Below are 23,994 nucleotides of genomic sequence, written 5' to 3' on the forward strand. Positions count from 1 at the left end.
ATACGGGTGGAGACGGCGATGGAGTCAGCAACCAAGCGATGCCCGGCGTGCGCGGAAGAGATCCAGGCGGCTGCGCACAAATGCCGGTTCTGCGGGACGGACATCGACAGCTACGTGGCGGCACACGAAGCGACGGTGGAGAAGGAGCTGTTTTCGGGGCACCCGAAAGTCATCTACACCTTCAGCCAATATGTGCTGGCGGTGTGCACGCTCGGCGTCGCCCTGCTGGTCTACTGGATCCGCAGCCTGGGCACCACGTTCACCATCACCACGCAGCGCGTGCAGGTTGAGCGCGGCCTGTTCTCCAAGGCCAAGGACAACCTCGAACTGTTCCGGGTCGACCACTTCGACGTGTTGAAGCCGTTCGGCATGCGCCTGCTGGGTCAGTGCCGGGTGCATCTGCACTCGTCCGACCAGGACATGTCGTCGGTCTCGCTGTACGGCATCCCCGGACTGGAGCCGATGGCCGAAACGCTCCGCGATTGCTCCCTGCGCGAGCGCGCCCGTCGCCGCGTGCTGCCGGTGGAGCATATGTAACCACCGTTTGCATCGTTCCGCGAAAACCAATCCGGCGCGGCGTGCATTTCCGCAGGGCGATAGCGGAGAAAACCGCACTCTTGCCCGGGTCCAACGCACGAGGCATCCCATGTCGCTCAAGCCCGATTTCGAACTGATGGCCCGCTACAACCAGTGGATGAATGCGCGGCTCTATGCGGCCGCCGCGCAGCTGGACGAGACGGAACTGCATGCGGACCGGGGCGCGTTCTTCGGCTCGATCGCCGCCACGCTGGATCACATCCTCGTTGCCGACACGCACTGGCTGAAGCGCTTCGCGGAGGCCATGCCCGGTCTGGCCTCGCTCGACTACGTGCGCGCGCTGCCGCTGCCCGAGCCGGTCCGCGGCATCACGTTTCCCGACTTCGCGCGGCTGCGCAGCGAACGCGAGGCGATGGACGCGGCGATCGTGGACTTCACCTGCGAGGCCAGCGACGACCTGTATGCCCGTCCGCTGAGCTACGTCAACAGCGCCGGCGAATCGCACACCAAACTGTCCGGGCTGGTGCTGCGCCACGTCTTCAACCACCAGACCCATCACCGCGGCCAGGTCACCACCTTGTTCAGCCAGCTCGGCATCGACGTCGGCGTGACGGATCTGTCCGCACTGATTCCGGAGCGCCTCGACTGAGTCCAGCGGCGCGGCATGACACGCCGCTCGTGGGCGCCTTCGGCTTCCATGAATCGTGCTCGCCTTGCCCGACGGCACCTGGCTGCGCTGCGCGGAATGGCTGTGCTAGCATCGGGCGCTGAAGGGGAGTAGCTCCCGATCGCTGTCGCCGTCATTACGGGCTTTGGCTCCGGTGCAGCAGCAAGCCACCCGATGGTTTGCGAGCAAGACCTTCGCCGTTCCACGGCGAAGGTGCGTCCATCACAGATGCCTTTCCGGCCGTGGCCTTTTGAGCCTTGCTGGAGCATCCGCATGCCACTGGACGTCCATACGAAGTCGTGAAGCGCGCTTGCGCGCGTTCATCGTTTCCGTTTGCCGGGACTTGCCCCGGCAGGCTGGCCCGCGCATCCGCGTGGCTGGCGCCAACCCTTCATGCAACACCCGAGGAATACCCCATGCTGTGTCCTGCCTGCAAAGACGTGCACCTCTCGATGACCGATCGTCAGGGCATCGAAATCGATTACTGCCCCGGCTGCCGCGGCATCTGGCTCGACCGCGGCGAGCTCGACCGGCTCATCGAGCGCTCTGAACGGACCGCTCCGGCGCCTGCGCAGACAGCCCCGTTCAATCGCGACTATCCGCCGCCGCATCGCGGCGACCGCCGTGGCGATCACCCGCATCATGAGCATCGGCCCCGGCGGCGCAAGTCGCTGCTGGGGGAGCTGTTCGATTTCTGATCGGGCGACGGTTCCGTTTTTCCGCGCCATCCACCACCGCGCCGTCACGCCGCCCATGGCGTGATGGCGCGCCACCCCTCGTCCATCGAAGAGACTTCCCATGGAATTGCTGGCCAATCCCGAAACTTGGATCGCCCTCGCCACGCTGACCGCGCTCGAGTTGGTGCTCGGCATCGACAACATCATTTTCATCTCGATCCTGGCCGGCAAGCTGCCGGCGGAACGACGCGACAAGGCGCGCCGCGTCGGCATCATCCTGGCGGCGGTGACCCGGCTGGGGCTGCTGCTGGCGATCGCCTGGATCGTCGGGCTGACCGCGCCGCTGTTCTCGCTGCTCGGGCATGCGTTCTCGTGGCGCGACCTGATCCTGATCGGCGGCGGCCTGTTTCTGATCGGCAAGGCCACGCACGAGATCCACCAGAAGCTGGAGGGCGCCACCGAGCAGGTGACGGTGGGCGCGGCGGCGACGTTCGGCGGCGTGATCGCGCAGATCATGCTGCTCGACATCGTGTTCTCGCTCGACTCCATCATCACCGCGGTCGGCATGGTCGACGAGCGCTGGGTGATGGTCACCGCGATCCTCGCCTCGATCGGTTTCATGCTGATGTTCGCCCGGCCCATCGGCGAGTTCGTCGAGCGCCACCCCACGGTCAAGGTGCTCGCGCTGAGCTTCCTGATCATGATCGGCCTGGTGCTCATGGCGGACGGCTTCGGCCAGCACATTCCCAAGGGCTACATCTATGCCGCGATGGCTTTCTCGGTGTTCGTGGAGCTGATCAACCTGTGGATCCGCCGGCGCGCGAGCAGGCAGGTGGCGCCGGTGGCATTGCACGAGAAGTACGCGCAGGGCGGCGCCGAATAGGTTTGCGGGAGTGCCGCGCGGCGCGCCGGCGTGATGGCGCGCCGCCGCTGGCGGCTCTCATCGGAAGTTCCGCCGTGGCTTGAAGCTGTCCGGTTTCGCGCAGGGTTCACGCGGCCGCCATCGTTCCGGATACGAATGGCACTTACTTGAGCCCGTTCGTCCTGAGCGTAGGCCGAAGGCCGCACGCGGGGAGTGGCCAATGGATGGCCACGGCTTCGAGGAGCGAGGAAGTCGAAGGGCATACCGACGATGGATTGGCCATGTCGGGCGGCGCTTCGACTCCGCCCGCTGCGCGGGCTACGCTCAGCGCGAACGGTTGGGAGTGGGGCGGCCCCCAAGTAAGTGCCATTCATTCCGGATACCATGATTCTCCTGCGGCTCAGAACCCTGCATGACCATGCTGCGCGACGCCACTCCCGCCGACTTCCCTGCCATCCTCGCCCTCAACGAGGCGTTCGTGGCGGTGCTGAGTCCGCTCGACGAGGCGCGGCTGGCGCGGCTGCATGCGCAGGCGGCGCTGCATCGGGTGACCGAGCGGGACGGGCGGGTCGAGGCATTCCTGCTCGCGTTCCGCGAAGGGGCGGACTACGACAGCCCGAACTACCGCTGGTTCGCGCAGCGCTATCCGCGCTTCCTCTACGTGGATCGCATCGTGGTGGCCGGCAGCGCGCAGGCACGTGGTGCCGGCAGCCGGCTCTACCGCGAGCTCTACGCGCTGGCGGTGCACGATGCGGTGCCGCTGATCACCTGCGAGTTCGACGTCGAACCGCCCAACCCGGCATCCGAACGTTTCCACGCCAGGCTGGGTTTTCGCGAAGTGGGTCGGCAGCAACTGCATGGCGGACGCAAGACCGTCTCGCTGCAGGCGCTCGATGTCGCCGCGGGCGACACGCCACTGGCCGCCGCCGGCTGATGCCGGGAGTATGTGGTCGGCCGCTGCCGGGAGTCCGCCGCCTTGTTGCGCGGGTAAAGAGCTATGCTGGCGGAGCAATCACGCCAGGAGGCTCCCGCCATGACCACGGTCTCCGGCAAGACGAAGAACGGATTTACCTACGAGGGCGATTACGAGCAGGCGAGCGCCGGCCGCATCGTCTGGACGGCGACGTTCCGCCGCGATGGCGATTACGCCGGCATGCGGCACGGATGCATGTTCGACATGCAAAGTGTGGCGCCGGCGGCGCTGGATGATCTGGTGAAGGCCGACATCGAGGCGACGTGGACGGACGCGACCTGATCCGTCCGGCTCCAGGCGCGGGGTTTGCAGAGCGGCGTTGTCGTCGTGCCGTAACCGGCGCGCTCGCCGATAATGCTCCCCCCTTTGATTGCCTGGCATGCCCGTGACCGACCCTCGGCCGCCGTTGCTGCTGCTTCCCGGATTCCTGTGCGACGAAGACCTCTGGCGCGACCAGTTGACGGGTCTTGCCGATGTCGCCGATGGCCGTGTCGCCGACCTGGGCCACGGCGACAGCATCGCCGCGCTGGCCCGGCAGGTGCTGGCGACGGCGCCGCCGCGCTTCGCGCTGGCCGGCTTTTCGTTCGGCGGCTACGTCGCCCAGGAAATCGCGCGGCAGGCGCCGCAGCGCATCGGGCGGCTGGCGCTGCTCGACACCTCGTTCCACGCCGATACGCCCGAACGCATCGCGCAGCGGCGGGCGGCCAGCAAGTCGGTCAGTCTGCCCGGCGAGTTCCGCGGCATGACCGAGCAGCTGCTGCCGAGCTTCATCGCGGCCGAGCGCCTGCACGACACCGTGCTGGTGCAGCGGATCAACGCGATGACGTTGCGCCAGGGCCGCGAGGTGTTCATCCGGCAGAACGCGATGCGTCGCGAGGACGGCGAAGCGGTGCTGCGCAGCCTGACCTGCCCAGTGCTGGTGCTGTGCGGCCGGCACGACGTGCTCACGCCGCCGGCGCTGCACCGTGAGATGGCGGCGCTGATGCCGCAGGCCGAGTTGGCGGTGGTCGAAGACAGCGGCCACATGAGTCCGATGGAGCAGCCCGCCGCGGTCACCCGGGCGATGCGGCAGTGGTTGTCGGCGTAGCGGGGCGGTAGTCGCTCTGCGCGGGCCTGCATCCGCATGTCCGGCTGTGTCCGGCACCGCCTCGCCGGCTGTCCGCGGACGGACGGGTTGCTTCAGGAATGTTTGGAAAGACGCAGTAGGAACAGTGATTTGTGTGCTCGTGATGGGTTGGCACGGCGATTGCTCTCCATGCATTACAGGGAACATCACCCATCACTGGAGACACGTCATGAAATTCGAATCGCTGATCCTGGCCAGCCTGTTCGCCGTCTGCTTCGCCGTTTGCGCGCTGGTCATGGGCGCGATGCTGACGACCACGCCGGGCTCGGTGCAGCTGGCCCACGCGAACAAGGCAGCGGTGATCGTTCCGGTCGCGCAGGTGAGCTGAAGCGTCGGACGCGTGCGCGCCTGGAAGGCCGCGGCGAATCGCCTCGGACCATGGCTTTAGTCATGGATGAGAACGCCGGGCATTGGGTAGGATCGGGGTTTACCCCACGACGAGATCCTCACCGATGAAGCATCCCATCGCGCTGGCCCTGGCCATTGCCCTGTCCGGCTCCATGGCCGCCTGCACCGATGCCGGCAGCGGCAAGAGCGAATCCGCCACGTCGCAGGCGCAGACCGATAAGGTCGCCGCCGACGCCGGCAATCCGTTCTTCAGCGAAAGCCCGCTGCCGCTGCACTACCCGCAGTTCGACAAGATCAAGGACAGCGATTTCGCGCCCGGCTTCGACCGCGGCATGGCCGAGCACCTGAAGGAAGTCCAGGCGATCGCCGGCAACGCCGAGGCGCCGACGTTCGACAACACCATCGTCGCGCTGGAGAAATCCGGGCAGATCCTCAGCCGCACCTCGACCGTGTTTTTCAGCCTGGTCGGCGTGGACACCAACGACGCGCGCAAGGCGCTGCAGGCCGAGTACGCGCCGAAGCTGGCCGCGCATCGCGACGCGATCTCGCTGGACCCGAAGCTGTTCGCGCGCATCCGGCAGCTGTACGACACGCGCGACAGCCTGGGCCTGGACGCCGAGGGCGTGCGCCTGGTCGAGCGCTACCACACCGACTTCGTGCGCGCCGGCGCCAAGCTGTCCGACGCCGACAAGGCGCACCTGAAGGAGATCAACGGCGAGCTGGCGAAGCTGGGCACGACGTTCAGCCAGAACGTGCTGGCCGAGGTGAACGATTCCGCCGTGGTGGTCGACACGAAGGAAGAACTCGCCGGCCTCACCGACGAGCAGATCGGCGCTGCCGCTGCCGCCGCGAAGGCGAAGGGCCCGGACGGCAAGTACGTGATCGCCCTGCTCAACACCACCGGGCAACCGCCGCAAGCCCAGTTGCACAACCGCGCGCTGCGTCAGCGCCTGCATGAGGCGTCGATCGCCCGCGGCAGCCGCGGCAACGCCTACGACAACACCGCGATCGTGGCGCAGGTGCTGAAGCTGCGCGCCGAGAAGGCGACCATGCTCGGCTATCCCACCTACGCCGCCTACGTGCTGGCCGACGAGACGGCGAAGACGCCCGAAGCGGTCAACGCCATGCTGACCAAGCTGGCGCCGCCGGCGGTGGCGAATGCGAAGCACGAGGGCGCGGCGATCCAGGCGATGATCGACAAGGAGCAGGCGGCCAGGGGCGAGCCGACGTTCGCGCTGCAGCCGTGGGACTGGGCGTACTACACCGAGAAGGTGCGCGCCGAGAAGTACGACTTCGACGAGAGCCAGCTGAAGCCCTACCTGGAGATGAAGAACGTGTTGGAGAACGGCGTGTTCTACGCCGCCGGCCAGCTCTACGGGCTCAGCTTCAAGCAGCGCACCGACCTGCCGGTCTACGATCCGGACGTGCTGGTGTACGACGTGTACAACGCCGACGGCAGCCAGCTGGCGATCTTCCTCGCCGACATGTACGCGCGCCCGTCCAAGCGCGGCGGCGCGTGGATGAACTCCTACGTCGAGCAGTCCGCGTTGACCGGCAACCTGCCGGTGGTGGCCAACCACCTCAACATCACCAAGCCGGCCAGCGGCCCGACCCTGCTGACCTGGGACGAGGTGACCACGACGTTCCACGAGTTCGGCCACGCGCTGCACGGCATGTTCTCGAACGTGAAGTACCCGTACTTCAGCGGCACCAGCGTGCCGCGCGACTTCGTGGAGTTCCCGTCGCAGGTCAACGAGATGTGGTCCGACTGGCCCAGCGTGCTGGCGAACTACGCCAGGCACTACCAGACCGGCGCGCCGATGCCGAAGGAGCTGCTGGACAAGGTGCTGGCCGCCTCGAAGTTCAACCAGGGCTTCGCCACCACCGAGTACCTCGGTTCGGCGATGCTCGACCAGAGCCTGCACCAGGCCGGAGCGGACAAGATCCCCGCCGCCGCCGGCGTGACGGCGTTCGAGGCCGCCGCGCTGAAGGCGAACGGCACCGACTACGCGCCGGTGCCGCCGCGCTACCGCACGCCGTACTTCAGCCACATCATGGGCGGCTACGCGGCCGGCTACTACGCCTACATCTGGTCGGAAGTGCTGGACGCCAACACGGTGGAGTGGATCAAGGCCAACGGCGGCCTCACCCGCGCCAACGGCGACCGCTTCCGCGCCACCCTGCTCTCGCAGGGTGGCAGCAAGGACGCACTGCAGCTGTTCCGCGACTTCACCGGCCAGGAACCGAAGATCGAACCGCTGCTCAAGCGGCGCGGACTGGACGGCGCGGTCGACTGATCCGGAACCATCCGCTGGAAACGAAGCCGCCCGGAGCGATCCGGGCGGTTTTTTTGTGCGATAGCTGCAGCAGCGCCGGCGCGATGAAACAAACGCCGGTCGACTGCTCCGGGGCGCGGTGCCTGCGGCGCGAATGCCGAATGCCTGGGTCAGGTCATGCGCGAGTGCGTCGATCGGCTGATGCAGCAGTAGGCCGCGGCAGGGGCGGCACGTCCCGGCGTGTCGGCATGCGCTGGAGCGCGAGCGTCGGGATAGATTGATCATGGAACCGGAACGGACTGACCACCGCCACCGGTTTGGAATAATCCGCCGGCGGATCTGCTGATACTGTGGCAAGGGATTGTTGCCGGCCAGGAGCTGCCGGTCATCAGAAGTGGGGCCGGCCGAGTGCGCGAATCCATCGCTCAGCGAGCCCCTGCCTTCTCGCCATCATGTGATTGACATGGATTAAGTGAACCTGACGCGATTTTTCATGACCGAGTGAACTCGCCAATCAGATACTCTCTGGATCGGCAGACTAGGCATTTGCCGATAATCCGATGACGTCACAGGGGGCGTTATGTGGGGGTATTACGTTGCGTTGGCGTTGCGAAGCAGTGGACGAAGCAAGGCTTTGACAGCGCTGGTGATCACGCTGCTGGCTTTTGGCGTGTCGGCCTGCATGGTGTCCTATGCCGTGTTCCGTGCGACCACGAGCGACCCACTCCCCGCCAAGTCTTCCCGGCTTTACTGGCCGCTGATCGACAATGTTGGTCCGTCCTACAACGATCAGGGCGAACCGCATTGGTCGCTGAGCTACACCGATGCGATCGCGCTGTGGCAGGCACGCAAGGCGAGCCGGCAAACGCTGGTCTACGCCGCAACATGGCAAGTGGAATCGGATAATCCATCGATTCCAGCCATGTCGTTGAGTGGCGATGCGGTGACCGCCGATTTCTTCTCGATGTTCGATGTGCCATTTCGCTTTGGCGGCGGGTGGGTGGCGGATGACGATGCACGGCACGCCACTGTGGCTGTCATCAGTCGGCACTTGAACGAAATGCTGTTTGACGGACAAAACAGTGTTGGGCAGGAGATCCGGCTGGATGGCCAAATCTTCCGGATCGGCGGTGTGCTGGAGGACTGGAATCCGAGGCCCCGCTTTTTTGACGCCGGCAGTCATGGAACTGTCTACAATTTCGATGACGCGGGGGATATCTACATCCCGTTCACCCGCGCGACCGACATGAAGAAGGACAGCAAAGTCGTCTTTTGCCCGACGGCGTCATGGCAATCGGATACGTCCCACTGGGATGCCTACCTGCACAGCGAATGTGACCGGATCGATGCCTGGGTGGAGCTGGCGACACCCGCCGACGCGGATCGCTACCGCGAATACCTACGCAACTATGCCGCTGAGCAGCAACGCCTCGGGCGCTTCTCGTGGCCGCCCAACATACGCCTGCGCAATCTGACGGACACGATTGAGTACTGGCAGGTCACGCCCAGGGCATCCACCTTGTCCATGCTGGTCTCTGCCAGCTTTCTGCTGATCGTTCTGGTCAACGTCGTCGGGCTCATGCTTGCCCGATTCATGCGGCGAGCATCGGAAATCGGCATTCGCCGAGCCTTGGGTGCTTCGCGAGCGGCCATCTACCGGCAGTTCCTGATCGAGGCGGCCACCATGGGGTGCGTCGGCGGCCTGCTCGGCGCGGCACTGACACTACTGGGTGTATGGGGCGCCGGGGGGCTTTTCGAGCCAAACGTTGCACGCCTCGTACATGTGGATACCTCACTGATCTCGTTGACTGTGCTGGTCGCCATCGCTGCCACGGTGATTTCCGCCCTGTACCCGACGTGGCGCGCGGCGCAAACCCAGCCCGCCTGGCAAATCAAGATCAATTGAGGTTCCCGTCATGGCACTCACCAGAACATTCATGCAGCTGCGCCCGATCGTTGCTGCACTGGGTCGACACAAGGTGGCCACCGCGCTCATCGTGCTACAGGTGGCCCTGACGCTGGCGGTGGCATCCAACGCCATGTTTATCGTGGCAACGCGCATCGTCCATCTATCTCGCCCTACCAGTACGGACGAAGCTCATCTCTTCGTTATCCGTAACGGGTGGAAGATGGGTCAGACGGCGGCCCAGATCAATGCGAATATTCGCGCCGATCTGGATACCCTGCGTAATGTCGCAGGCGTGCATGACGTGTTTTCCAGCCAGGGGTTTCCGCTGGAGGGATACAACGTCGATATCGTTACACACCTAAAGCTCGACCCGGACCAGAAGACAAACGCGCAATTGGTTACGTTCTTTGCTTCCGACGAGCACGCGATCGATACGCTGGGCATATCGCTGGTGGCTGGGCGCAATTTTCGTCCCGATGAAATCACCGCTATCGGCCCCAACGACAAGATGTCTCCTTCAGGCATCATCATCACCCGCAGTCTTGCCGACAAGCTGTTTCCCGATGGTTCGGCCTTGGGCAAGACGGTTTATCTGCCGGGTGGGCCTGCCGCCATCATCGGTATCGTCGCCAGCCTGCAGGGGCCGCTAAAAAATTCGAGAACCATGGATGGATTTACTGTGCTGGTCCCGATGCACTTTGTCGATCCTGTGGGCGTTGTCTACATGGTGCGCACCGACTCCACGGACATGAAGCCGGTGATCGCGGCCTCGCTGAAAGCACTCCAGATGCGCGGAGGCATTCGCATCATCGCCCCGAAAGGAGGGGCCGTGACCATGGCTCAGGTACGTGAGCGCGCGTATGCGGACGATCGTAGCGTGGCGATGCTGATGAGCATCGTCTGCGGCTTGCTGCTGCTGGCCACGGCGGGCGGCATCGTTGGGCTGAGCAGCTTCTGGGTTGGCCAGCGCCGCAGACAGATCGGCATCCGCCGTTCGCTCGGTGCAACAGCGGGCGATATCCTTGGTTACTTCCATACCGAGAATTTCCTGATCGTCAGCGGTGGCATCGTGCTCGGAGCGTTGCTTGCGTTCCTTGCGAATCTTGGCCTTATGCATGTCTACGAATTGCCACGCATGCCACTTTACGTGCCAGCGCTGGGTGCGCTGCTGTTGTGGCTGCTCGGCCAACTGGCCGTATGGGGACCGGCACGCTATGCCGCCAAGGTGCCGCCCGTGGTCGCGATTCGCACAGAGTGAATTGAATCGCCCAAGTCGTGTCGTCGATTCATCGGCTCCGTGAAAGGCGGAGTGGGTCGGCAGCAGCCGCTGAATTCGAATAACCCGCATGGCAGCATGCCGATCAGGACCTCTTGAGCTTGGTGATCCATCTCAGTGGCATGCGCTAGAGTCGACCAGCCTTTTTGTCGCGAGTCCGCTTCTTGTCCACACCGCGCCCCGCCGCCCCCGAACCACGCCGCGCTCGCCTCGTGCGCTGGCTGCTGTTCGCGTTTGGCGCGCTGTCGCTGGCGCTGGCCGTGCTCGGCATGGTGCTACCGGTGCTGCCCACGGTGCCGTTCCTGCTGCTGACGGCGGCCTGCTGGTCGCGGGCGTCGCCGCGCTGGCATCGCTGGTTGTTGTCGCGGCCGCGGCTGGGGCCGGCGATCGCGCGCTGGGAGCGCGAGCGCACGATTCCGCGGCGGGCCAAGTGGAGTGCGGTCGCGCTGATCGTGCCGTCGATGACCGCGTCGATCTGGCTGGTGCGCGATCACGCGTGGCTGCCGTGGGCGCTGGCGGGCGTGGCCGTGCCGGTGATCGTGTTCATCCTGTGCCTGCGGGAAACGCGCGACGGCGCGTGACGATCGAACAGGCGGAGCCAGGTGTCTGGTTGCATTGCATGAGGGAAGGCCAGACAGAATAATCCCGGCCACCTTCATTACATCGCGACAAGGACGTCCATGCACCGTCTCCCGGGCCTCGACCTGCTGCGTGCCATCGCCATCGTGTGGGTGATGCTGTTCCACTCGTACATCGTCGGCGGGCTCGGCCCCGACTTCGCCTGGCTGTCGCGCTATGGCTGGGCCGGGGTGGACATCTTCTTCGTGCTCAGCGGCTTCCTGATCGGCACCCAGGTGCTGCGGCCGCTGCAGCGTGGCGAGCGGCTATCGTTCGGCGGGTTCTACGCGCGCCGGGCCTGGCGCATCCTGCCGGCATTCGCGGTGGTGCTGGCGCTTTACGTGTTTTTCCCGGCGCTGCGCGAAGCGCCAGGGCTGCAGCCGTGGTGGCAGTTCGCCACGTTCACGCTGAACCTGCTGATCGACTACACGCACAACCAGGCGTTCTCGCACGCGTGGTCGCTGTGCGTGGAAGAGCACTTCTACCTGGTCTTTCCGTTGCTGGCGTGGTGGCTGACGCGGCGTCCCTCGGCGTGGAAATGCGTGGGCGTGTGCGCGGGCGTGGTGGTGCTCGGCATCGTCCTGCGCAGTGCGGTGTGGCTGCACGACGCGGCGATCGAGCCGCCGCGCAACTGGTTCATCGAGGACATCTACTACCCGACCTGGATGCGTCTGGACGGCTTGCTGGCGGGTGTGATGCTGGCCGCGTTGCGGGTCTTCCGGGCGCAGGCCTGGGCGCGGTGGCAGATGCGCTCGAACGCCGTGCTGCTCGGCGGCCTGGCGGTGTCGTGCCTCGCGTTCTGGCTGTTCCGCGAGCGTACCGGCCTGCTCGCCAACGCGCTGGGCTGGCCGCTGCTGTCGTTCGGCTTCGGCCTGCTGGTGTTTGCCGGCGCGGACCGGCACAGCCTGATCGGCCGCTGGCGCGTGCCGGGCGCGGGCTGGCTGGCCGGGGTTTCCTACAGCCTCTATCTCAGCCACAAGATCGCCTTCCACCTGGTGCAGGTGACGTTCGGCGCCGCGTTGCAGGGGCAGCGCGCGCTCGCCTTCGCCACCTACGCGCTGGCCGTCTTGCTGCTGGGTGCGGCGCTGCATTACCTGGTCGAACGCCCGTTCCTGCGCCTGCGCGAACGCGGCAGGGCGCCGCACGTCGACAACCTGGGCCAGCCTGCGACTGCAGCTACTGACTGAGGCGATGGCTCAGTGCGCCCGATCGTGCTGCGGCCAGCGCAGCTCGGCGACCACCGGGAAGTGGTCGGACGGATAGCGGCCGTCCTGTTGCGTGGTGACCGTGCGCACCGTGTCGGCGTGCAGGCCGCGGTAGAGGATCCAGTCGATGCGCCGGTCCGGCGTGCCGGTGAAGTTGTGGAACGTGGCTTCGGGCCCGCTGTGGCTGGTGCCGTCCAGCCAGGCGTCCTGGAGCAGTCCGGTGAGCAGCGCGTGGGCGGGGCTGGCCGGCGCGGTGTTGAAGTCGCCGGTCAGCACGATCGGCAGGTTCGCCGGCACGGCTTCGAGGCGATGAAGGATTTCCTGCGCCGCGCGGGTGCGCGCCGGCTCGTCCTGGTCGCGGTAGGGAAAGTGCGTGTTGGCGTAGTAGAAGCGCTGGCCGCTGGACTTCAGCTCGAACATCGCCCAGGTCACCATGCGCGGGAACGGATGCCCCCAGCTGATGCTGCCGGGCTTGTCCGGCGTGTCGGACAGCCAGTAGTCGCCGGACTCCACCAGCTTGAGCCGGTCGGTGCGGTAGAACACGCCCATGTGCTCGTCGCCGTCGTCGCCGCGGCGGCCGCGCCCGAACCAGGCGTAGTGCGTCAGCTTGCCGACGAGATAGTCGCCCTGCAGCTTGTACAGCTCCTGCGTGCCGATCACGTCGGGCTGCTGCTCGCGGATCGTGCGCACCATCAGGTCGCGTCGCTGCTCCCAGCGGTTCACGCCGTCGTCGGGGCTGGGCAGGCGCACGTTGAAGGTCATCACGCGCAGCGTCTGCGCCGCGACCGGTTGGAACGGGATGGACAGCATGGCCACGGCAAGCAGCAGGTGGATGAGGCGCATGGGCGGCTTCCTCGAACACGTCGAAACGGAACAGACCGACCGTAGCATAGCGGTGCCGCCGGCGTGATGGCACGGGCGGGCCGCGCAGCGCGGAAGGACGGCCGCGTGCGCGGCCGTCCGCGGCGTCACTCCTCCTCGCTGCCGTCCAGGCCGGTCGGGCCGCCGACCGCGCTGGCGTAGTTGCGCTGCATGTACTGCTGCGCCACGGTGGAGATGCGCACCAGCATGCCGTTGTCGGTGCCGCCGATGCTCCATGCGCCGCCCATGGCGGCGGCACGCTGGTAGAACTCCGGGTCGGCGATGACCTTGCCGGTGTCCGCGTCGGTCAGGCGCACGTGCATGACCACGGCCGAGCTGCCGGCCATGGCGCCGGCGAAGAAACGCTTGCCGCCGCCGACGAACTTCAACTCGGTGACGCGCGGTTCGATCTTCAGTGTGCGGCCTCCCTGGCCCTTGTGCTCCCAGCGGGTGACGGTGTCGCCGAGCTTCTGCTGCACGTTGGCCGCGATCTTCGCCATCGCCGCATCCTGTTCGCGTACCTCGGCGGTCGTGGCCAGCACGGGTTGCAGCTGGAAGTGCTGGAACGCCGACAGTGCTTCCTGCGGCGGCGGGTTGTCGGTGGCGGTTGGCCGGATATGGGTGACGCAGGCGCAGCACGACATGGCCAGCAGCGCCGGCAGCATCAGACGAGACTTCATTGGATTCCCCTGTCGAATGTCGCGGCTCCATTGCATCGCGACGCCGGCAGCATAACCCAGCGAATTTCGGCCACGAAGCGACCGGATGGATAGCGGGCATCGCGCCGCGTGGTGGATGCGCAGCGTCCCGGCGTGCGGCTCGCGTAGAGGATCGGCGTGGCGTGGCGTCCAGCGTAGCTCGGCCGTGGTCGTTGCCGTCCGGGGTCTGCTATCACCGGGCCATAACCGTCGTGTCGGGTAATCTGTGGACACCCCTTTCGTGTTCCATCCCCAAGCGCAGGACCACGCCGATGAAATCACTGTTGCGAAATATCCTGATTGCCCTGTCGTTTGTCTTCGTCACCGCGGTGTCGGCGAAGCAGGCGCCCGATCCGCTGAAGACGCGGGCCTATATCGACCACGCGTGGACCACGCTGACGCGTTCGATGGACGACTGCTCGGCCCTGCGTGATCCCAAGGTGGGCACGCAGCCGGTGCTGTACCTGCCGGCGAACCTGCCGACGCCGCCGGACCTGGCCGCGGTGAAGAAACGCTGCAACGTCGACGTGCACGTGCTGCCCCGGGCGGTCGGCCAGCTTGGCGACATCGCGCCGACCTCGCTGCCGCGGCAGGGCCTGCTCTATCTGCCGCATCCGTACGTGGTGCCGGGCGGCTTCTTCAACGAGATGTACGGCTGGGACAGCTATTTCATCGTGCTCGGCCTGGTCGCCGACCATCGCGAGGCGCTGGCGCGCGACATGGTCGAGAACGCGCTGTTCGAGGTGCAGTACTACGGGGCGGTGCTCAACGCGAACCGCACCTATTACCTGACCCGTTCGCAGCCGCCGTTCCTGAGCTCGATGATCCGTGCCGTGCTGGACGACCCGGACAGTTTCAAGAGCAAGGCCGAGGCGCATGCGTGGCTCGAGCAGGCGTATCCGCTCGCCGTGCGCGACTACTCCACCTGGACGCGCAAGGAACACCAGGCCGGCGATACCGGCCTGGCGCGCTACTACGACTATGGCGGCGCGGCACCGGTGCTGGAGATGCGCGACAGCAGCTACCTGCGCGGCGTGATCGACTGGCTGATCGCGCACCCGTCGGAGGATCCCGGCTACCTGGTCAAGGCCTCCGAACATCCGGACGCGGCGGAAGTCGCGCGGCTCAAGACCGCCAGCTGCGACGTCGAGGCCTCGAAGGTCTGCGCCGGCGCCTGGTCGAAAGGCTATCGCCTGAGCGCCGACTACTACCTCGGCGATCGCGCGATGCGCGAATCGGGTTTCGACACCACCTTCCGCATGGGCCCGTTCGGCGGTTCCACCCATCAGTACGCGCCGGTCGATCTGAACAGCCTGCTGTACCGCTACGAGCGCGACCTGCACGATTTCGCCGTGCAGCTCGGCAACGATGCGGACGCCAAACGCTGGGCCGGCGCCGCCGACGCGCGGCGCGCGGCGATCGACAAATACCTGTGGCGCGCCGACAGGGGCATGTACATGGACTACGACTTCGTCACCGGCAAGCCATCGGGCTACGACTTCGTCTCCACCTACTATCCGCTGTGGGCCGGTGCCGCGTCGAAACAGCAGGCCAAGACACTGCGCGGCAAGCTCGGCATCTTCGAGCGCAAGGGCGGTCTGCAGATGAGCGACCACGCCAGCGGCGCGCAATGGGATGCGCCGTTCGGCTGGGCGCCGACCAACTGGCTGGCGGCGGCCGGCCTGGATGCCTACGGCTTCCACGACGACGCCCGCCGCATCGCGCGCGAGTTCACCGGCACCATCGACCGCAGCCTCGCCGACGACGGCACCATCCGCGAGAAATACAACATGGCCAGCGGCAATGCCGACGTGAAGATCAGCGCCGGCTACAAGGACAACGTGATCGGCTTCGGCTGGAGCAACGGCGTGTACCTGAAGATGCAGTCCCTGCTGCAGGAGAAGTAATCAGGCGCCGCGGCGTCCCGCTTGCGCGCGCCGCGGACGCCGCCGTTGCGGCATACTTCCCGCGGCGAGGGACGCCGTACGGGGGAAGGGCAGGCATGACATGGGGGTGGGTCGTCGTGGGCACGCTCGCCCAGCTGATGCTGGGCCTGTTCCTGTTCATGCTGGTGGTGTTTTCCGCATCCAGCATGGACGGTGTCGGCAAGCTTGCCCGAGTGCATTCGAGGATCCTCGCGCTGTCGCTCTTCGGGCTGCCGGCCACCTGCGTCGTGAGCGCCGGCATGCTCATCCATCTTTACCGAAGCGGTGGCGGCCCGTCGTCATGGTGGTGGCACGCCGTGCCGCTGGCAGCGGCTGCCATGTATTTCGCCTACGCGATCAGCCTGGGGAAGCGGATCGAGGCGCTCCGCGAGAAGGAAACCGGTTCACGCAACTCAACAGGGGATGGGAAATGAATACCTACAATCCGTACGAGGCACCGAAAGCCGACATCGCGGCGCCGGTGGCGAACGAGGCCGGCATCGAGCAGGTGGCCAGCGCGCAGAAACTGATCATCTATTCGATCCTTGCCTATTTCGCCGGCGCGGCCGCAAGGACGTTCCTGGGCCCGATCGGCCTGCTGGTGGTGCTGTGCGCGGTGCTCATGGGCCTGGTCGGCACCTTTCGCCTGTGCTCGGGCCTGGGCTATTCGATGGTGACCCGGGTGATCCTGATCGTGCTGATGTTCGTGCCGCTGGTCAGCCTGATCGTGCTGCTGGTGCTGAACGCGAAGGCGACCGCCAAGCTGCGGGCGGCCGGTTATCACGTGGGGTTGCTGGGGGCGACGCGCTGAAGCAGCTTGCGGCACATGCATTCGGGGCAGTGAAGCCATGAGATCCATCGTTGGCTTCCTGCTACTGTCGCTCGTTTCCTCATGTGCCTATTCCGTCCAGCCCGCCAGCGGCTCGCTGTGCCATGCACCGGAAACCACGTATTTCAGCTGTCGGACCACACGCCATACGACGGTCAGCCTGTGCGGCACGCTGCCGTCGAACCTGCAGTACCGCTACGGCAAGGGCGCGCAGGTGGAGTTGCAGTTTCCCGATGACCCGGCGACGGGCGCTCGGCAACTCGGCTACGCGCACTACTCGCGCTTCCAGGTCGAGCGCACCGAGGTCACCTTCAGTCACGTGGACGCCGACTACGCCGTGTTCGACTACACCGAGAACGACCGGCGCAGCGCCGGCGTGCATGTCACCACCGCAGACGGCAGGGAGTCGGAGGTGCGCTGTACCGGTCCGGTCCAGGGGCAGCTGGCGCCGCTCGGCAGGAACCTGCGCTGCGACAGCGACAATGCGCTCAACGGCGGGCAGTGCCCCTGACGCGGATCAGCGCTGCTTCGCGCCCGGCGTTTTGACGGTCTCGCTCTCGACCACCAGATCCAGCACGTACGCGCTGGACGGCGCGTCGGCCGGCGGCCGCTTCAGCGGATAGCGCTTCACGCGCAGCACGTTGCGTACGCCGGGCTCGTGCACGTAGCCCTCGATGTCCTGCTGCAGCGGCTGCCACGGGCCGGGCTCGCCCGCGCGCAGGCCGTTCGCGTCGTAGTGGCGTTCGCGCACCTGCAGGCAAGTCTTGTCCGGCATCAGCGGATGCCGGCAGGGCACCGTCTGCGGCGCCACTTCCAGGAACACCGTCTCGCCGGGCCCGCCGTAGCGCGTCTCGGCGGTGGGTTGGCCGGCGAACGTCAAGGTCTGGCCGCTGGCGGCCGCCAGGGTGAGCAGCGGCGTGCCGCCGGGCGTCGACACGATCAGCGAGGGCCGCTCCCGCAGCACGGCCTTGATGGTGGTTTCGCGCTGCATCAGGGTGGCGTCGGTGCAGGCCATCATGGTTTGCCGCAACGAGCCGATGACCAGGTGGCCGTCGACGATCTTGTAACTGCCGCCGATCGCGTTGCAGGCGTTGTGCACGCTGAGCTGGTCGGTGGTGAAGTCGAGCTGCAGCGGCGGCTTGTCCGTCTTGCCGAACAGCGCGTCGAGGCGCTGGTTGCCGGCGTCGACGGCGTCGTGCAGCTGCCAGTGGTAGCGCGTGAGGGTGTGGGTCGATGTCGGCAGGTCATCGCCGGCCGGCGTGGGCACGGCCGCTTGCGTGTCCGACTCCGGTGCCGCCATGCAGGCGGCCAGCACGAGCGGGAGCAGCCACAGGAAGTTTTTCATGCGATGCCTCCGGAAGGACGTATGCCGTGAGGGTAGTGCAGGCGCGGCCGGCCGTGGCACGCGCGGTTCAGTGCGCGTTGAGGCTCGCGGTCATGGCGCGTCTGCGGCTGCACTTGAGGTACGGCGAGGCGTGCAGCCAGCGCGCATCGGGATAATAGGAAAACACGTACTGGCCGCCCTTGAGCGTGTCGATCAGCGGGCGCGCGATCGCGTTGCGCACGGCGGGGCAACCGTAACTGCGGCCGATGCGGCCCTGCTGGCGGGCGAGGGCGGAGTTGACGTAGGACGCGCCGTGGATCACCAGCGCGCGTGCCAGCGCGTGGTCGTTGATGCCCGGTTCGAGTCCTTCCATGCGCAGCGAGTAGCCGTTGCGGCCGGCGTAGGTGTCCAGCGTGCGGAACAGGCCCAGGCTGGATTGCAGGCTCTCCGGCGTGTTCGAGAATGCCGTGGCCAGGTTCTCGCCGGTGTTGCGACCGTGCGCCACCAGCTCGTGGTACAGCAGCTTGCGCTTGGCCAGGTCGAACACCCACAACCGCGGCTCGGTCGAGGGCTTCGAATAGTCGATCACCGCCAGCCGATCGGACGGCGGCTGGCCCTGGGCGGCGGCGCACTCGGTGGCGGCGAGCGCCAGGCCGATCACCTTGGGGTCCGCGTGCGGCGCGAGCTTGCTGAGCGCGTCCTGCAGCGACGGTTCCGCGGCATGCGCCGCAGCGAAGCAGCCGGCGAAAAGCAGCATCAGGAGGGCGGCGTGGCGCAGGAATCGGCTCATCGGAATGGCTTGGCGTGTCGGATCAGGCATGCGGCCGTCGATCCTAGCAGCCCCCTGTTAAGAACGCGTCCAGCACGGCGGGGCGGCGCTGCGCGCGCGTTTGCGCCGACATGCGGCTGTGTTATGACAGGCCGGAACCCTGCGCAGGATCGTGCCGTGCCACTCAAACCTTCCCGTGTCGTCCACGTCATCGCCCTGCTGGGGTTGCTGCTGGGAACCGTCGTGCATGCCCAGCAGCCTGCGGCCGAGCAACCGCTGGGTCCGGTGGCCGAACAGATCCGCGAGCGGGTCGAGCAGTGGCGCGGCGCGCATGCCGACGCCGATGCTGCCAGGGTGCCCGGCGACGCGGTGGCGGTGTTCTACGAACAGAACCGGTTCGCGCCGGCATGGGCGCGCCCGGGCGACCTCGACCAGCTGCTGGCCGCGCTGCGCGATGTGGCCGGCGACGGCCTCGATCCGGGAGACTATGGGCTGAGCGAACTGCAGCGCCGGCGCGCCGTGCTCAGCGACCCGCAGGCCACGCCGCCGCAGCGCGCGCAGTTCGACGTGCTGGCCACCGATGCCTGCCTGGCTGCGCTGATGCACCTGTATCGCGGCAAGGTCGATCCGGCCACGCTGGACACGCACTGGAACTTCGACCCGCGCCAGATCGACCAGGCGCAGGGCCTCAAGGCGGTGCGCGACGCGCTGGCACAGGGCACGATCGGCCCGCTGTTCGCGCGTGCGCGCCCGCAGAACCCGCTGTATGGCCAGCTGCGCACGGCGCTGGCGAAATTGCGCGAGGTGGCGGCGCAGGGTGGCTGGCCGCTGCTCGCGGACGGCCCCACATTGAGACCGGGCAGCCACGATCCGCGCGTGCCGGTGTTGCGCCAGCGGTTGCAGCTGGTCGGCCATGCGGTGGGCGACGGTGCGGACGACCTGTATGACCCGGCGCTGGAGGCCGCGCTGAAACTATTCCAGCGCGAACAATACCTGGCCGCGGGCGGCCACCTGGGCAAGGCGACCCTGGCCGCATTGAACGTGCCGGTCGCGGCGCGCATCGAGCAGCTGCGCGCGAACCTGGAGCGCGCGCGCTGGCTGATGCACCAGCTGCAGGGCGAGTTCGTGGTGGTCGACATCGCCGGCTACCAGGTCGCCTACTACAAGGACGGCAAGCCGGTGTGGCGTTCGCGCGTGCAGGTGGGCAAGCCGTACCGCAGCACGCCGGTGTTCAAGTCGAAGATCACCTACCTCACGCTCAACCCGACCTGGACGGTGCCGCCGACCATCCTGAAGAACGACATCCTGCCGAAGGTACGCAAGAACCCGGGCTACCTCGCCGCCAACCGCATCCGCGTGCTGGACGGCCAGGGCCGCGAGCTGTCGCCGGCCAGCGTGAACTGGGCCAACCCGCGCGGCATCGTGCTGCGTCAGGACGCTGGGCCGGGCAATTCGCTGGGCCGGCTGGTGATCCGCTTCCCCAACGACTACGCGGTCTACCTGCACGACACGCCGCACCAGGAACTGTTCGCGAACGAGCAGCGCGCGAATAGCTCCGGCTGCATCCGGGTGGAGCGCCCGCGCGAACTGGCCGAGCTGCTGCTGGACGACCCCGCGCGCTGGAATCGCACGGGCATCGACCGCACGATCGACACACTGAAGACGCAGACCGTGATGCTGCGCAAGCCGGTGCCGCTGCTGCTGGCGTACTGGACGGTGGACCTGCGCGAGGACGGCCGGGTCGGTTTCCGCCCCGACATCTACCAGCGCGACCCGCCGCTGCTCGCCGCGCTGGGGCGCCCGCGCGTATCGCCATGGCTGCCGGCGGCCGCGACGCCGCCCTGAAGCGAAAAAAAAGCCGCGCCGGCGGGAGGGCCGGGCGCGGCCAAGGTTTGAACCGATCCACTGCCAATGCATCGGGTGCCGGCGACGGAGTGATCCGCACCGGCCCGGGCAGTTTGCCGAGCGTAGGTCTCACGGGCTGGGATTGCCCTGATCCCGGTCAGGGCGCCCGGCCGGGCCGGCCGCCATCATCGCCGTCGGCGGATGTCCCGCCCTGGAGACCGTACCGATGCTGTTTCAAGTGAAGGATCTTGCCGGTGACACCGGCGCCATCGCCGCCATCCTGCGTGCCCATGACGCCAACGCGCAGGTCACCGGCGATCCCGTCGCGGGACAGATCGACGTGGCGGCGCAGTTGACCTCCAGCCAGGTCATCACGGCTTTGCACGACGCGGGTTACGAGGCCGTCCGCGTATCCGAGCCGCGGCAGATCCACGTCAGCGGCGGCAGCACGTGCTGCGGCAGCTGCTCATGATGCGTTGACGTCGTCGTCCGTGCCGCGTGGCCGCGCCGGGCGCGGCTTGCGCGGCCCCGGCGCGGAATGCCGGCCCTGCGCCGCGTCGATCGCGTCGATCCAGCCGGCGCGCGCGGCGGGGAACGCGTCCGCGTACGGCACGTACGGCTTGATGTCGAGGATCGGCGTGCCGTCGAGCAGGTCCACTCCGCGCACGCGCAGCGAACCGTCTTCGACCGCGACCAGCTCCACCGCGGACAGGCCGATCGCGTTCGGCCGGTGCGGCGAGCGGGTCGCCAGCACGCTGCGTTTGCCGCCGCCGCGCGGCGGGCGCACCTCGGCCTTCCAGCCTTCGCTGCGGTGAAAGGCGAACAGCAGCCAGATCCGCTCGAAACCGGCGAGATCGCGCCAGGCTGCCGCGGGAAAGTCCGCCACGAACTCGATCACCGCCTCGGCCGCCGCCTGCGTCTCGGTGCCGGCGACCACGGTGGACTGGTGCGGCGCGTCGATGCGCCGCGCGTACGGCGAACGCACGAACGCGATCGGATGGCAGGAGAATGCGCCGGGGGTATCGTGCACGGTGGTCATGTGCGGCATTATCCACGTTCGCCCGCCTCCCCCATGGTTCCGTGAACCTTCCCCCGCCGAGGACGCCATGAAATTTCTCGTGATGATCTACTGCGACGACGCCTTGCTGGACGCGCTGCCGGAAGGCGAGTTCGACACCCTGATGCGCGGCTGCCTCGGTCACGCCGACGAATTGCAGGCCGATGGCCGCCTGCTCGGCTCGCAGCAGCTGGAACACCCGGCCACGGCGCGCACCCTGCGCGTGCGCGGCCAGCGCAGCAGCGTCGTCGACGGGCCGTTCGCCGAGACCAAGGAATACCTGGGCGGCTTCAACCTGATCGAGGCCGCCGACATGGACGAGGCGGTGCGGATCGCCGCGGAGTTTCCGTGGGTGCGCACCGGCGCGATCGAGATCCGCCCGGTGCGCGACATGGATGCGGTCAGGCGGCGGGTGGGCGCGTGAGCATGCGCGACGACGACGATTTCGACGCCGGCCCGGACTTCGACGAGGAGGACGACTCGGTCGAGGCGAAGGTCTGGCAGTTGCTGCTGCTGATCAATCCCGGCGACGAGGAAACCGCGCTGCAGCAGTTCGCGGATTACCGCGAGGCCGCGGAGGACGACGGCGACGAGCCGCTCGAACTGGTCGCGCGGGTGATCGACTGGCACTCCGGCTTCATGGTCGGCGCGGGCGACCTGCGTTCGCTGGTGCAGGCGCTGGACGAACTGAGCGCGCGCTGGAACCTGTCGATCGACTGGAACGGCGACCCGGACGACGACGACTTTTTCGACGACACCGACGCGGGCACCCTGCTCGGCGTCGCCTACGACCGCCTCGCCGAGTTTGGTTACACGGTGTGGGTATGGGAGACCGACGACGATTCCCATGCCGGCTGGATCACCCTGACCCGCGACAACGAGCCGATGCGCGAACTGGCGACGGCGCTGCACGTCAACCTGCGCCTGGGCAGCGACGTGGGCTGAGCGGCGAAACACGGAGAACGGAACAAGCATGCTGCAATTGATCGGTTTCGACGGCGACGACACGCTGTGGCACAGCGAGGGCTACTACCGCGCGGCCAGCGAGGCGTTCGCCGCGATCATGGGGCACTACGTGGACCTGGGCGACCAGCACGTGCACGACAGCATGCTGGCCACCGAGCAGCGCAACCTCAAGCTGTTCGGCTACGGCGCCAAGGGCATGGCGCTGTCGATGGTGGAGACGGCGATCGCGGTCAGCGACGGCCGCATCAGCGCCGCCGACATCCATCGCCTGGTCGAGCTGGGCAAGACCGTGCTGCAGCATCCAGTGGAATTGCTGCCGGGCATTCGCGCAGCGGTCGAGGCGGTGGCGCAGCGGTACGAGGTGGTGCTGATCACCAAGGGCGACCTGTTCCACCAGGAGAAGAAGGTGGCCGAGTCCGGGCTGGCCGACCTGTTCCGCCGCATCGAGATCGTGTCGGAGAAGAACGCCACCACCTACCAGCGCGTGCTCGGCGAGTTCGCGCTGCAGCCGGCGCAGTTCGCGATGGTCGGCAACTCGCTGCGCTCGGACATCGAGCCGGTGGTGCGCCTGGGCGGCTGGGGCGTGCACCTGCCGTACCACGTGACCTGGGCGCACGAACTGGAGAACGGCCTCGGCGCCGACGAGCCGCACGTGCTCACGGTGGACGCGCCGGCCGCGATCCCGGCGGCGGTGGAACGCTTGCGCGAGCTGGCCGGCGCTACGCCGTAGGGCGGACATCCTTCGCCGTCGCACCTGGGGGGAAGTCTGGACAAGCCTTTGCTCGTCGTTCCAGCGAAAGCTGGAATCCAGTGTCTTCAAGGAATTGCCGAGGCACTGGATCCCAGCTTTCGCTGGGATGACGGCTTGTTCTGACTTTCCCTAGTCGTCGAAGCCGGTGTAGCCCTCGGGGAAGATCGGCGTGCCGTCCGCCTCCAACCCCGTCATGTCGGCCAGCGCCTTGGCGGCGGCGGCTTCGGCGAGGCCCTTGTCGCGGAAGCTGCGGTTCTCGCAGATCGCGTAGTACACCGGGAAGCCGTGGCGGCGCGGCGTGACCGCGAGCCAGGCGGCGTAGCGCGAGCCTTCCAGGGTGGCGCCGGAGCGGGCAAGGTAGTTGTCGAACTCGCGCTCGGCCATGGTCGTCGGTTCCGCTCTGAAAGCGTGCAGTGTATAGCGCGCCGCGCTTGCCTCGCGTACCTGGCCGGGCGGGCCGACCGGCGCAGAGCGCTGCTGGGGCGATCGTTGCCG

Annotated in this window: 28 protein-coding genes; 22 read left to right on the plus strand and 6 right to left on the minus strand. The window is 67.1% G+C overall.

What is annotated here, in order from left to right; genetic code table 11:
* Nucleotides 1-6: 6 nt before the first annotated feature.
* From KK131_RS16920 to KK131_RS16980, 13 genes are all read left to right on the plus strand, one after another.
* Nucleotides 7-537, plus strand: a complete 531-nt coding sequence (locus tag KK131_RS16920) for a PH domain-containing protein (protein ID WP_214557974.1) — start codon at nucleotides 7-9, stop codon at nucleotides 535-537.
* A gap of 109 nt (nucleotides 538-646) precedes the next feature.
* Nucleotides 647-1,186 carry a DinB family protein gene (locus tag KK131_RS16925; RefSeq protein WP_214557975.1) on the plus strand — a complete coding sequence of 180 codons (540 nt, stop codon included), beginning with the start codon at nucleotides 647-649 and terminating at the stop codon, nucleotides 1,184-1,186.
* Between the two features lie 434 nt (nucleotides 1,187-1,620).
* On the plus strand, nucleotides 1,621-1,902 hold the full coding sequence (locus KK131_RS16930; protein WP_214557976.1) for a zf-TFIIB domain-containing protein: 282 nt from the start codon (nucleotides 1,621-1,623) through the stop codon (nucleotides 1,900-1,902).
* A 100-nt stretch (nucleotides 1,903-2,002) separates the two neighbouring features.
* Nucleotides 2,003-2,764, plus strand: a complete 762-nt coding sequence (locus tag KK131_RS16935; RefSeq protein ID WP_214557982.1) for a TerC family protein — start codon at nucleotides 2,003-2,005, stop codon at nucleotides 2,762-2,764.
* A gap of 397 nt (nucleotides 2,765-3,161) precedes the next feature.
* Nucleotides 3,162-3,677 carry a GNAT family N-acetyltransferase gene (locus KK131_RS16940; RefSeq protein WP_214558143.1) on the plus strand — a complete coding sequence of 172 codons (516 nt, stop codon included), beginning with the start codon at nucleotides 3,162-3,164 and terminating at the stop codon, nucleotides 3,675-3,677.
* A gap of 99 nt (nucleotides 3,678-3,776) precedes the next feature.
* Entirely contained in the window at nucleotides 3,777-3,998 is a 222-nt protein-coding gene (locus KK131_RS16945; RefSeq protein ID WP_214557983.1) for a TonB-dependent receptor, read from the plus strand.
* A gap of 103 nt (nucleotides 3,999-4,101) precedes the next feature.
* Entirely contained in the window at nucleotides 4,102-4,803 is a 702-nt protein-coding gene (locus tag KK131_RS16950; RefSeq protein ID WP_214557984.1) for an alpha/beta fold hydrolase, read from the plus strand.
* 208 nt (nucleotides 4,804-5,011) lie between these two features.
* Entirely contained in the window at nucleotides 5,012-5,170 is a 159-nt protein-coding gene (locus tag KK131_RS16955; protein ID WP_214557986.1) for a hypothetical protein, read from the plus strand.
* A 124-nt stretch (nucleotides 5,171-5,294) separates the two neighbouring features.
* On the plus strand, nucleotides 5,295-7,487 hold the full coding sequence (locus KK131_RS16960) for a M3 family metallopeptidase (protein WP_214557987.1): 2,193 nt from the start codon (nucleotides 5,295-5,297) through the stop codon (nucleotides 7,485-7,487).
* A gap of 625 nt (nucleotides 7,488-8,112) precedes the next feature.
* A complete protein-coding gene (locus tag KK131_RS16965) occupies nucleotides 8,113-9,372 on the plus strand; it encodes an ABC transporter permease (RefSeq protein WP_345777273.1) in 1,260 nt (419 codons plus the stop codon).
* A 10-nt stretch (nucleotides 9,373-9,382) separates the two neighbouring features.
* A complete protein-coding gene (locus KK131_RS16970; protein ID WP_214557995.1) occupies nucleotides 9,383-10,633 on the plus strand; it encodes an FtsX-like permease family protein in 1,251 nt (416 codons plus the stop codon).
* A 182-nt stretch (nucleotides 10,634-10,815) separates the two neighbouring features.
* Nucleotides 10,816-11,232, plus strand: coding sequence for a YbaN family protein (locus KK131_RS16975; protein WP_250887379.1), 417 nt, complete (start codon nucleotides 10,816-10,818; stop codon nucleotides 11,230-11,232).
* A gap of 99 nt (nucleotides 11,233-11,331) precedes the next feature.
* Nucleotides 11,332-12,456, plus strand: coding sequence for an acyltransferase (locus KK131_RS16980; protein ID WP_214557996.1), 1,125 nt, complete (start codon nucleotides 11,332-11,334; stop codon nucleotides 12,454-12,456).
* A gap of 9 nt (nucleotides 12,457-12,465) precedes the next feature.
* On the opposite strand, the gene KK131_RS16985 is transcribed toward KK131_RS16980, so the two are convergent.
* Both KK131_RS16985 and KK131_RS16990 read right to left on the minus strand, forming a co-directional pair.
* The gene (locus tag KK131_RS16985; RefSeq protein ID WP_214557997.1) at nucleotides 12,466-13,317 is read right to left on the minus strand and encodes an endonuclease/exonuclease/phosphatase family protein; all 852 of its coding nucleotides are present in this window, start codon (nucleotides 13,315-13,317) and stop codon (nucleotides 12,466-12,468) included.
* 125 nt (nucleotides 13,318-13,442) lie between these two features.
* Nucleotides 13,443-14,015, minus strand: a complete 573-nt coding sequence (locus KK131_RS16990) for a DUF4410 domain-containing protein (RefSeq protein ID WP_214557998.1) — start codon at nucleotides 14,013-14,015, stop codon at nucleotides 13,443-13,445.
* Nucleotides 14,016-14,305: 290 nt separating this feature from the next.
* Here KK131_RS16990 and KK131_RS16995 point away from each other — a divergent pair, with 290 nt between their 5' ends.
* The 4 genes from KK131_RS16995 (at nucleotide 14,306) to KK131_RS17010 (ending at nucleotide 17,298) form a co-directional block, all read left to right on the plus strand.
* Nucleotides 14,306-15,940 carry a trehalase family glycosidase gene (locus KK131_RS16995; protein WP_214557999.1) on the plus strand — a complete coding sequence of 545 codons (1,635 nt, stop codon included), beginning with the start codon at nucleotides 14,306-14,308 and terminating at the stop codon, nucleotides 15,938-15,940.
* 116 nt (nucleotides 15,941-16,056) lie between these two features.
* Nucleotides 16,057-16,392, plus strand: a complete 336-nt coding sequence (locus KK131_RS17000; RefSeq protein WP_214558000.1) for a hypothetical protein — start codon at nucleotides 16,057-16,059, stop codon at nucleotides 16,390-16,392.
* On the plus strand, nucleotides 16,389-16,769 hold the full coding sequence (locus KK131_RS17005) for a hypothetical protein (protein ID WP_214558002.1): 381 nt from the start codon (nucleotides 16,389-16,391) through the stop codon (nucleotides 16,767-16,769). The genes KK131_RS17000 and KK131_RS17005 overlap by 4 nt, the downstream gene beginning before the upstream one ends.
* Before the next feature lie 37 nt (nucleotides 16,770-16,806).
* Nucleotides 16,807-17,298: a hypothetical protein gene (locus tag KK131_RS17010; protein ID WP_214558004.1), complete on the plus strand. Its 492-nt coding sequence runs from the start codon at nucleotides 16,807-16,809 to the stop codon at nucleotides 17,296-17,298.
* 6 nt (nucleotides 17,299-17,304) lie between these two features.
* Here KK131_RS17010 and KK131_RS17015 read toward each other — a convergent pair whose 3' ends face one another.
* Nucleotides 17,305-18,132: an META and DUF4377 domain-containing protein gene (locus KK131_RS17015; RefSeq protein ID WP_214558006.1), complete on the minus strand. Its 828-nt coding sequence runs from the start codon at nucleotides 18,130-18,132 to the stop codon at nucleotides 17,305-17,307.
* Nucleotides 18,133-18,199: 67 nt separating this feature from the next.
* Nucleotides 18,200-18,868, minus strand: coding sequence for a murein L,D-transpeptidase catalytic domain family protein (locus tag KK131_RS17020; RefSeq protein WP_250887403.1), 669 nt, complete (start codon nucleotides 18,866-18,868; stop codon nucleotides 18,200-18,202).
* A 228-nt stretch (nucleotides 18,869-19,096) separates the two neighbouring features.
* On the opposite strand from KK131_RS17020, the gene KK131_RS17025 reads away from it, so the two are divergent.
* Both KK131_RS17025 and KK131_RS17030 read left to right on the plus strand, forming a co-directional pair.
* Complete coding sequence (locus KK131_RS17025; RefSeq protein ID WP_250887402.1) at nucleotides 19,097-20,725, plus strand: L,D-transpeptidase family protein; 1,629 nt, start codon at nucleotides 19,097-19,099, stop codon at nucleotides 20,723-20,725.
* A 226-nt stretch (nucleotides 20,726-20,951) separates the two neighbouring features.
* A complete protein-coding gene (locus KK131_RS17030) occupies nucleotides 20,952-21,197 on the plus strand; it encodes a hypothetical protein (protein WP_214558015.1) in 246 nt (81 codons plus the stop codon).
* On the opposite strand, the gene tsaA is transcribed toward KK131_RS17030, so the two are convergent.
* Nucleotides 21,192-21,764, minus strand: a complete 573-nt coding sequence (tsaA, locus tag KK131_RS17035) for a tRNA (N6-threonylcarbamoyladenosine(37)-N6)-methyltransferase TrmO (RefSeq protein ID WP_214558017.1) — start codon at nucleotides 21,762-21,764, stop codon at nucleotides 21,192-21,194. The genes KK131_RS17030 and tsaA overlap by 6 nt on opposite strands.
* Nucleotides 21,765-21,831: 67 nt before the next feature.
* Between tsaA and KK131_RS17040 the strand changes: the two genes are divergently transcribed.
* The 3 genes from KK131_RS17040 to KK131_RS17050 are packed head-to-tail and all read left to right on the plus strand — an operon-like array spanning nucleotide 21,832 to nucleotide 23,478.
* A complete protein-coding gene (locus tag KK131_RS17040; RefSeq protein WP_214558019.1) occupies nucleotides 21,832-22,206 on the plus strand; it encodes a YciI family protein in 375 nt (124 codons plus the stop codon).
* 2 nt (nucleotides 22,207-22,208) lie between these two features.
* Complete coding sequence (locus KK131_RS17045) at nucleotides 22,209-22,727, plus strand: hypothetical protein (protein ID WP_214558145.1); 519 nt, start codon at nucleotides 22,209-22,211, stop codon at nucleotides 22,725-22,727.
* A gap of 28 nt (nucleotides 22,728-22,755) precedes the next feature.
* Nucleotides 22,756-23,478 carry an HAD family hydrolase gene (locus KK131_RS17050; protein WP_214558021.1) on the plus strand — a complete coding sequence of 241 codons (723 nt, stop codon included), beginning with the start codon at nucleotides 22,756-22,758 and terminating at the stop codon, nucleotides 23,476-23,478.
* Nucleotides 23,479-23,628: 150 nt separating this feature from the next.
* On the opposite strand, the gene KK131_RS17055 is transcribed toward KK131_RS17050, so the two are convergent.
* The gene (locus tag KK131_RS17055; RefSeq protein ID WP_214558023.1) at nucleotides 23,629-23,883 is read right to left on the minus strand and encodes a hypothetical protein; all 255 of its coding nucleotides are present in this window, start codon (nucleotides 23,881-23,883) and stop codon (nucleotides 23,629-23,631) included.
* Nucleotides 23,884-23,994: the final 111 nt, after the last annotated feature.

Source organism: Rhodanobacter sp. LX-99 (assembly GCF_018599185.1).
Taxonomy (GTDB): domain Bacteria; phylum Pseudomonadota; class Gammaproteobacteria; order Xanthomonadales; family Rhodanobacteraceae; genus Rhodanobacter.

What these genes read in the sequence shown, in the direction of transcription:
- KK131_RS17045 (WP_214558145.1), top strand. Translation starts at nt 22,209, where the DNA reads ATGCGCGACGACGACGATTTCGACGCCGGCCCGGACTTCGACGAGGAG.
- KK131_RS17030 (WP_214558015.1), top strand. Translation starts at nt 20,952, where the DNA reads ATGCTGTTTCAAGTGAAGGATCTTGCCGGTGACACCGGCGCCATCGCC.
- KK131_RS16970 (WP_214557995.1), top strand. Translation starts at nt 9,383, where the DNA reads ATGGCACTCACCAGAACATTCATGCAGCTGCGCCCGATCGTTGCTGCA.
- KK131_RS16940 (WP_214558143.1), top strand. Translation starts at nt 3,162, where the DNA reads ATGCTGCGCGACGCCACTCCCGCCGACTTCCCTGCCATCCTCGCCCTC.
- tsaA (WP_214558017.1), bottom strand. Translation starts at nt 21,764, where the DNA reads ATGACCACCGTGCACGATACCCCCGGCGCATTCTCCTGCCATCCGATC.
- KK131_RS16960 (WP_214557987.1), top strand. Translation starts at nt 5,295, where the DNA reads ATGAAGCATCCCATCGCGCTGGCCCTGGCCATTGCCCTGTCCGGCTCC.
- KK131_RS16995 (WP_214557999.1), top strand. Translation starts at nt 14,306, where the DNA reads ATGAAATCACTGTTGCGAAATATCCTGATTGCCCTGTCGTTTGTCTTC.
- KK131_RS17040 (WP_214558019.1), top strand. Translation starts at nt 21,832, where the DNA reads ATGAAATTTCTCGTGATGATCTACTGCGACGACGCCTTGCTGGACGCG.
- KK131_RS17005 (WP_214558002.1), top strand. Translation starts at nt 16,389, where the DNA reads ATGAATACCTACAATCCGTACGAGGCACCGAAAGCCGACATCGCGGCG.
- KK131_RS16955 (WP_214557986.1), top strand. Translation starts at nt 5,012, where the DNA reads ATGAAATTCGAATCGCTGATCCTGGCCAGCCTGTTCGCCGTCTGCTTC.
- KK131_RS17050 (WP_214558021.1), top strand. Translation starts at nt 22,756, where the DNA reads ATGCTGCAATTGATCGGTTTCGACGGCGACGACACGCTGTGGCACAGC.
- KK131_RS16945 (WP_214557983.1), top strand. Translation starts at nt 3,777, where the DNA reads ATGACCACGGTCTCCGGCAAGACGAAGAACGGATTTACCTACGAGGGC.
- KK131_RS17055 (WP_214558023.1), bottom strand. Translation starts at nt 23,883, where the DNA reads ATGGCCGAGCGCGAGTTCGACAACTACCTTGCCCGCTCCGGCGCCACC.
- KK131_RS17010 (WP_214558004.1), top strand. Translation starts at nt 16,807, where the DNA reads ATGAGATCCATCGTTGGCTTCCTGCTACTGTCGCTCGTTTCCTCATGT.
- KK131_RS16990 (WP_214557998.1), bottom strand. Translation starts at nt 14,015, where the DNA reads ATGAAGTCTCGTCTGATGCTGCCGGCGCTGCTGGCCATGTCGTGCTGC.
- KK131_RS17020 (WP_250887403.1), bottom strand. Translation starts at nt 18,868, where the DNA reads ATGCTGCTTTTCGCCGGCTGCTTCGCTGCGGCGCATGCCGCGGAACCG.
- KK131_RS16980 (WP_214557996.1), top strand. Translation starts at nt 11,332, where the DNA reads ATGCACCGTCTCCCGGGCCTCGACCTGCTGCGTGCCATCGCCATCGTG.
- KK131_RS17015 (WP_214558006.1), bottom strand. Translation starts at nt 18,132, where the DNA reads ATGAAAAACTTCCTGTGGCTGCTCCCGCTCGTGCTGGCCGCCTGCATG.
- KK131_RS16985 (WP_214557997.1), bottom strand. Translation starts at nt 13,317, where the DNA reads ATGCGCCTCATCCACCTGCTGCTTGCCGTGGCCATGCTGTCCATCCCG.
- KK131_RS16930 (WP_214557976.1), top strand. Translation starts at nt 1,621, where the DNA reads ATGCTGTGTCCTGCCTGCAAAGACGTGCACCTCTCGATGACCGATCGT.
- KK131_RS16925 (WP_214557975.1), top strand. Translation starts at nt 647, where the DNA reads ATGTCGCTCAAGCCCGATTTCGAACTGATGGCCCGCTACAACCAGTGG.
- KK131_RS16935 (WP_214557982.1), top strand. Translation starts at nt 2,003, where the DNA reads ATGGAATTGCTGGCCAATCCCGAAACTTGGATCGCCCTCGCCACGCTG.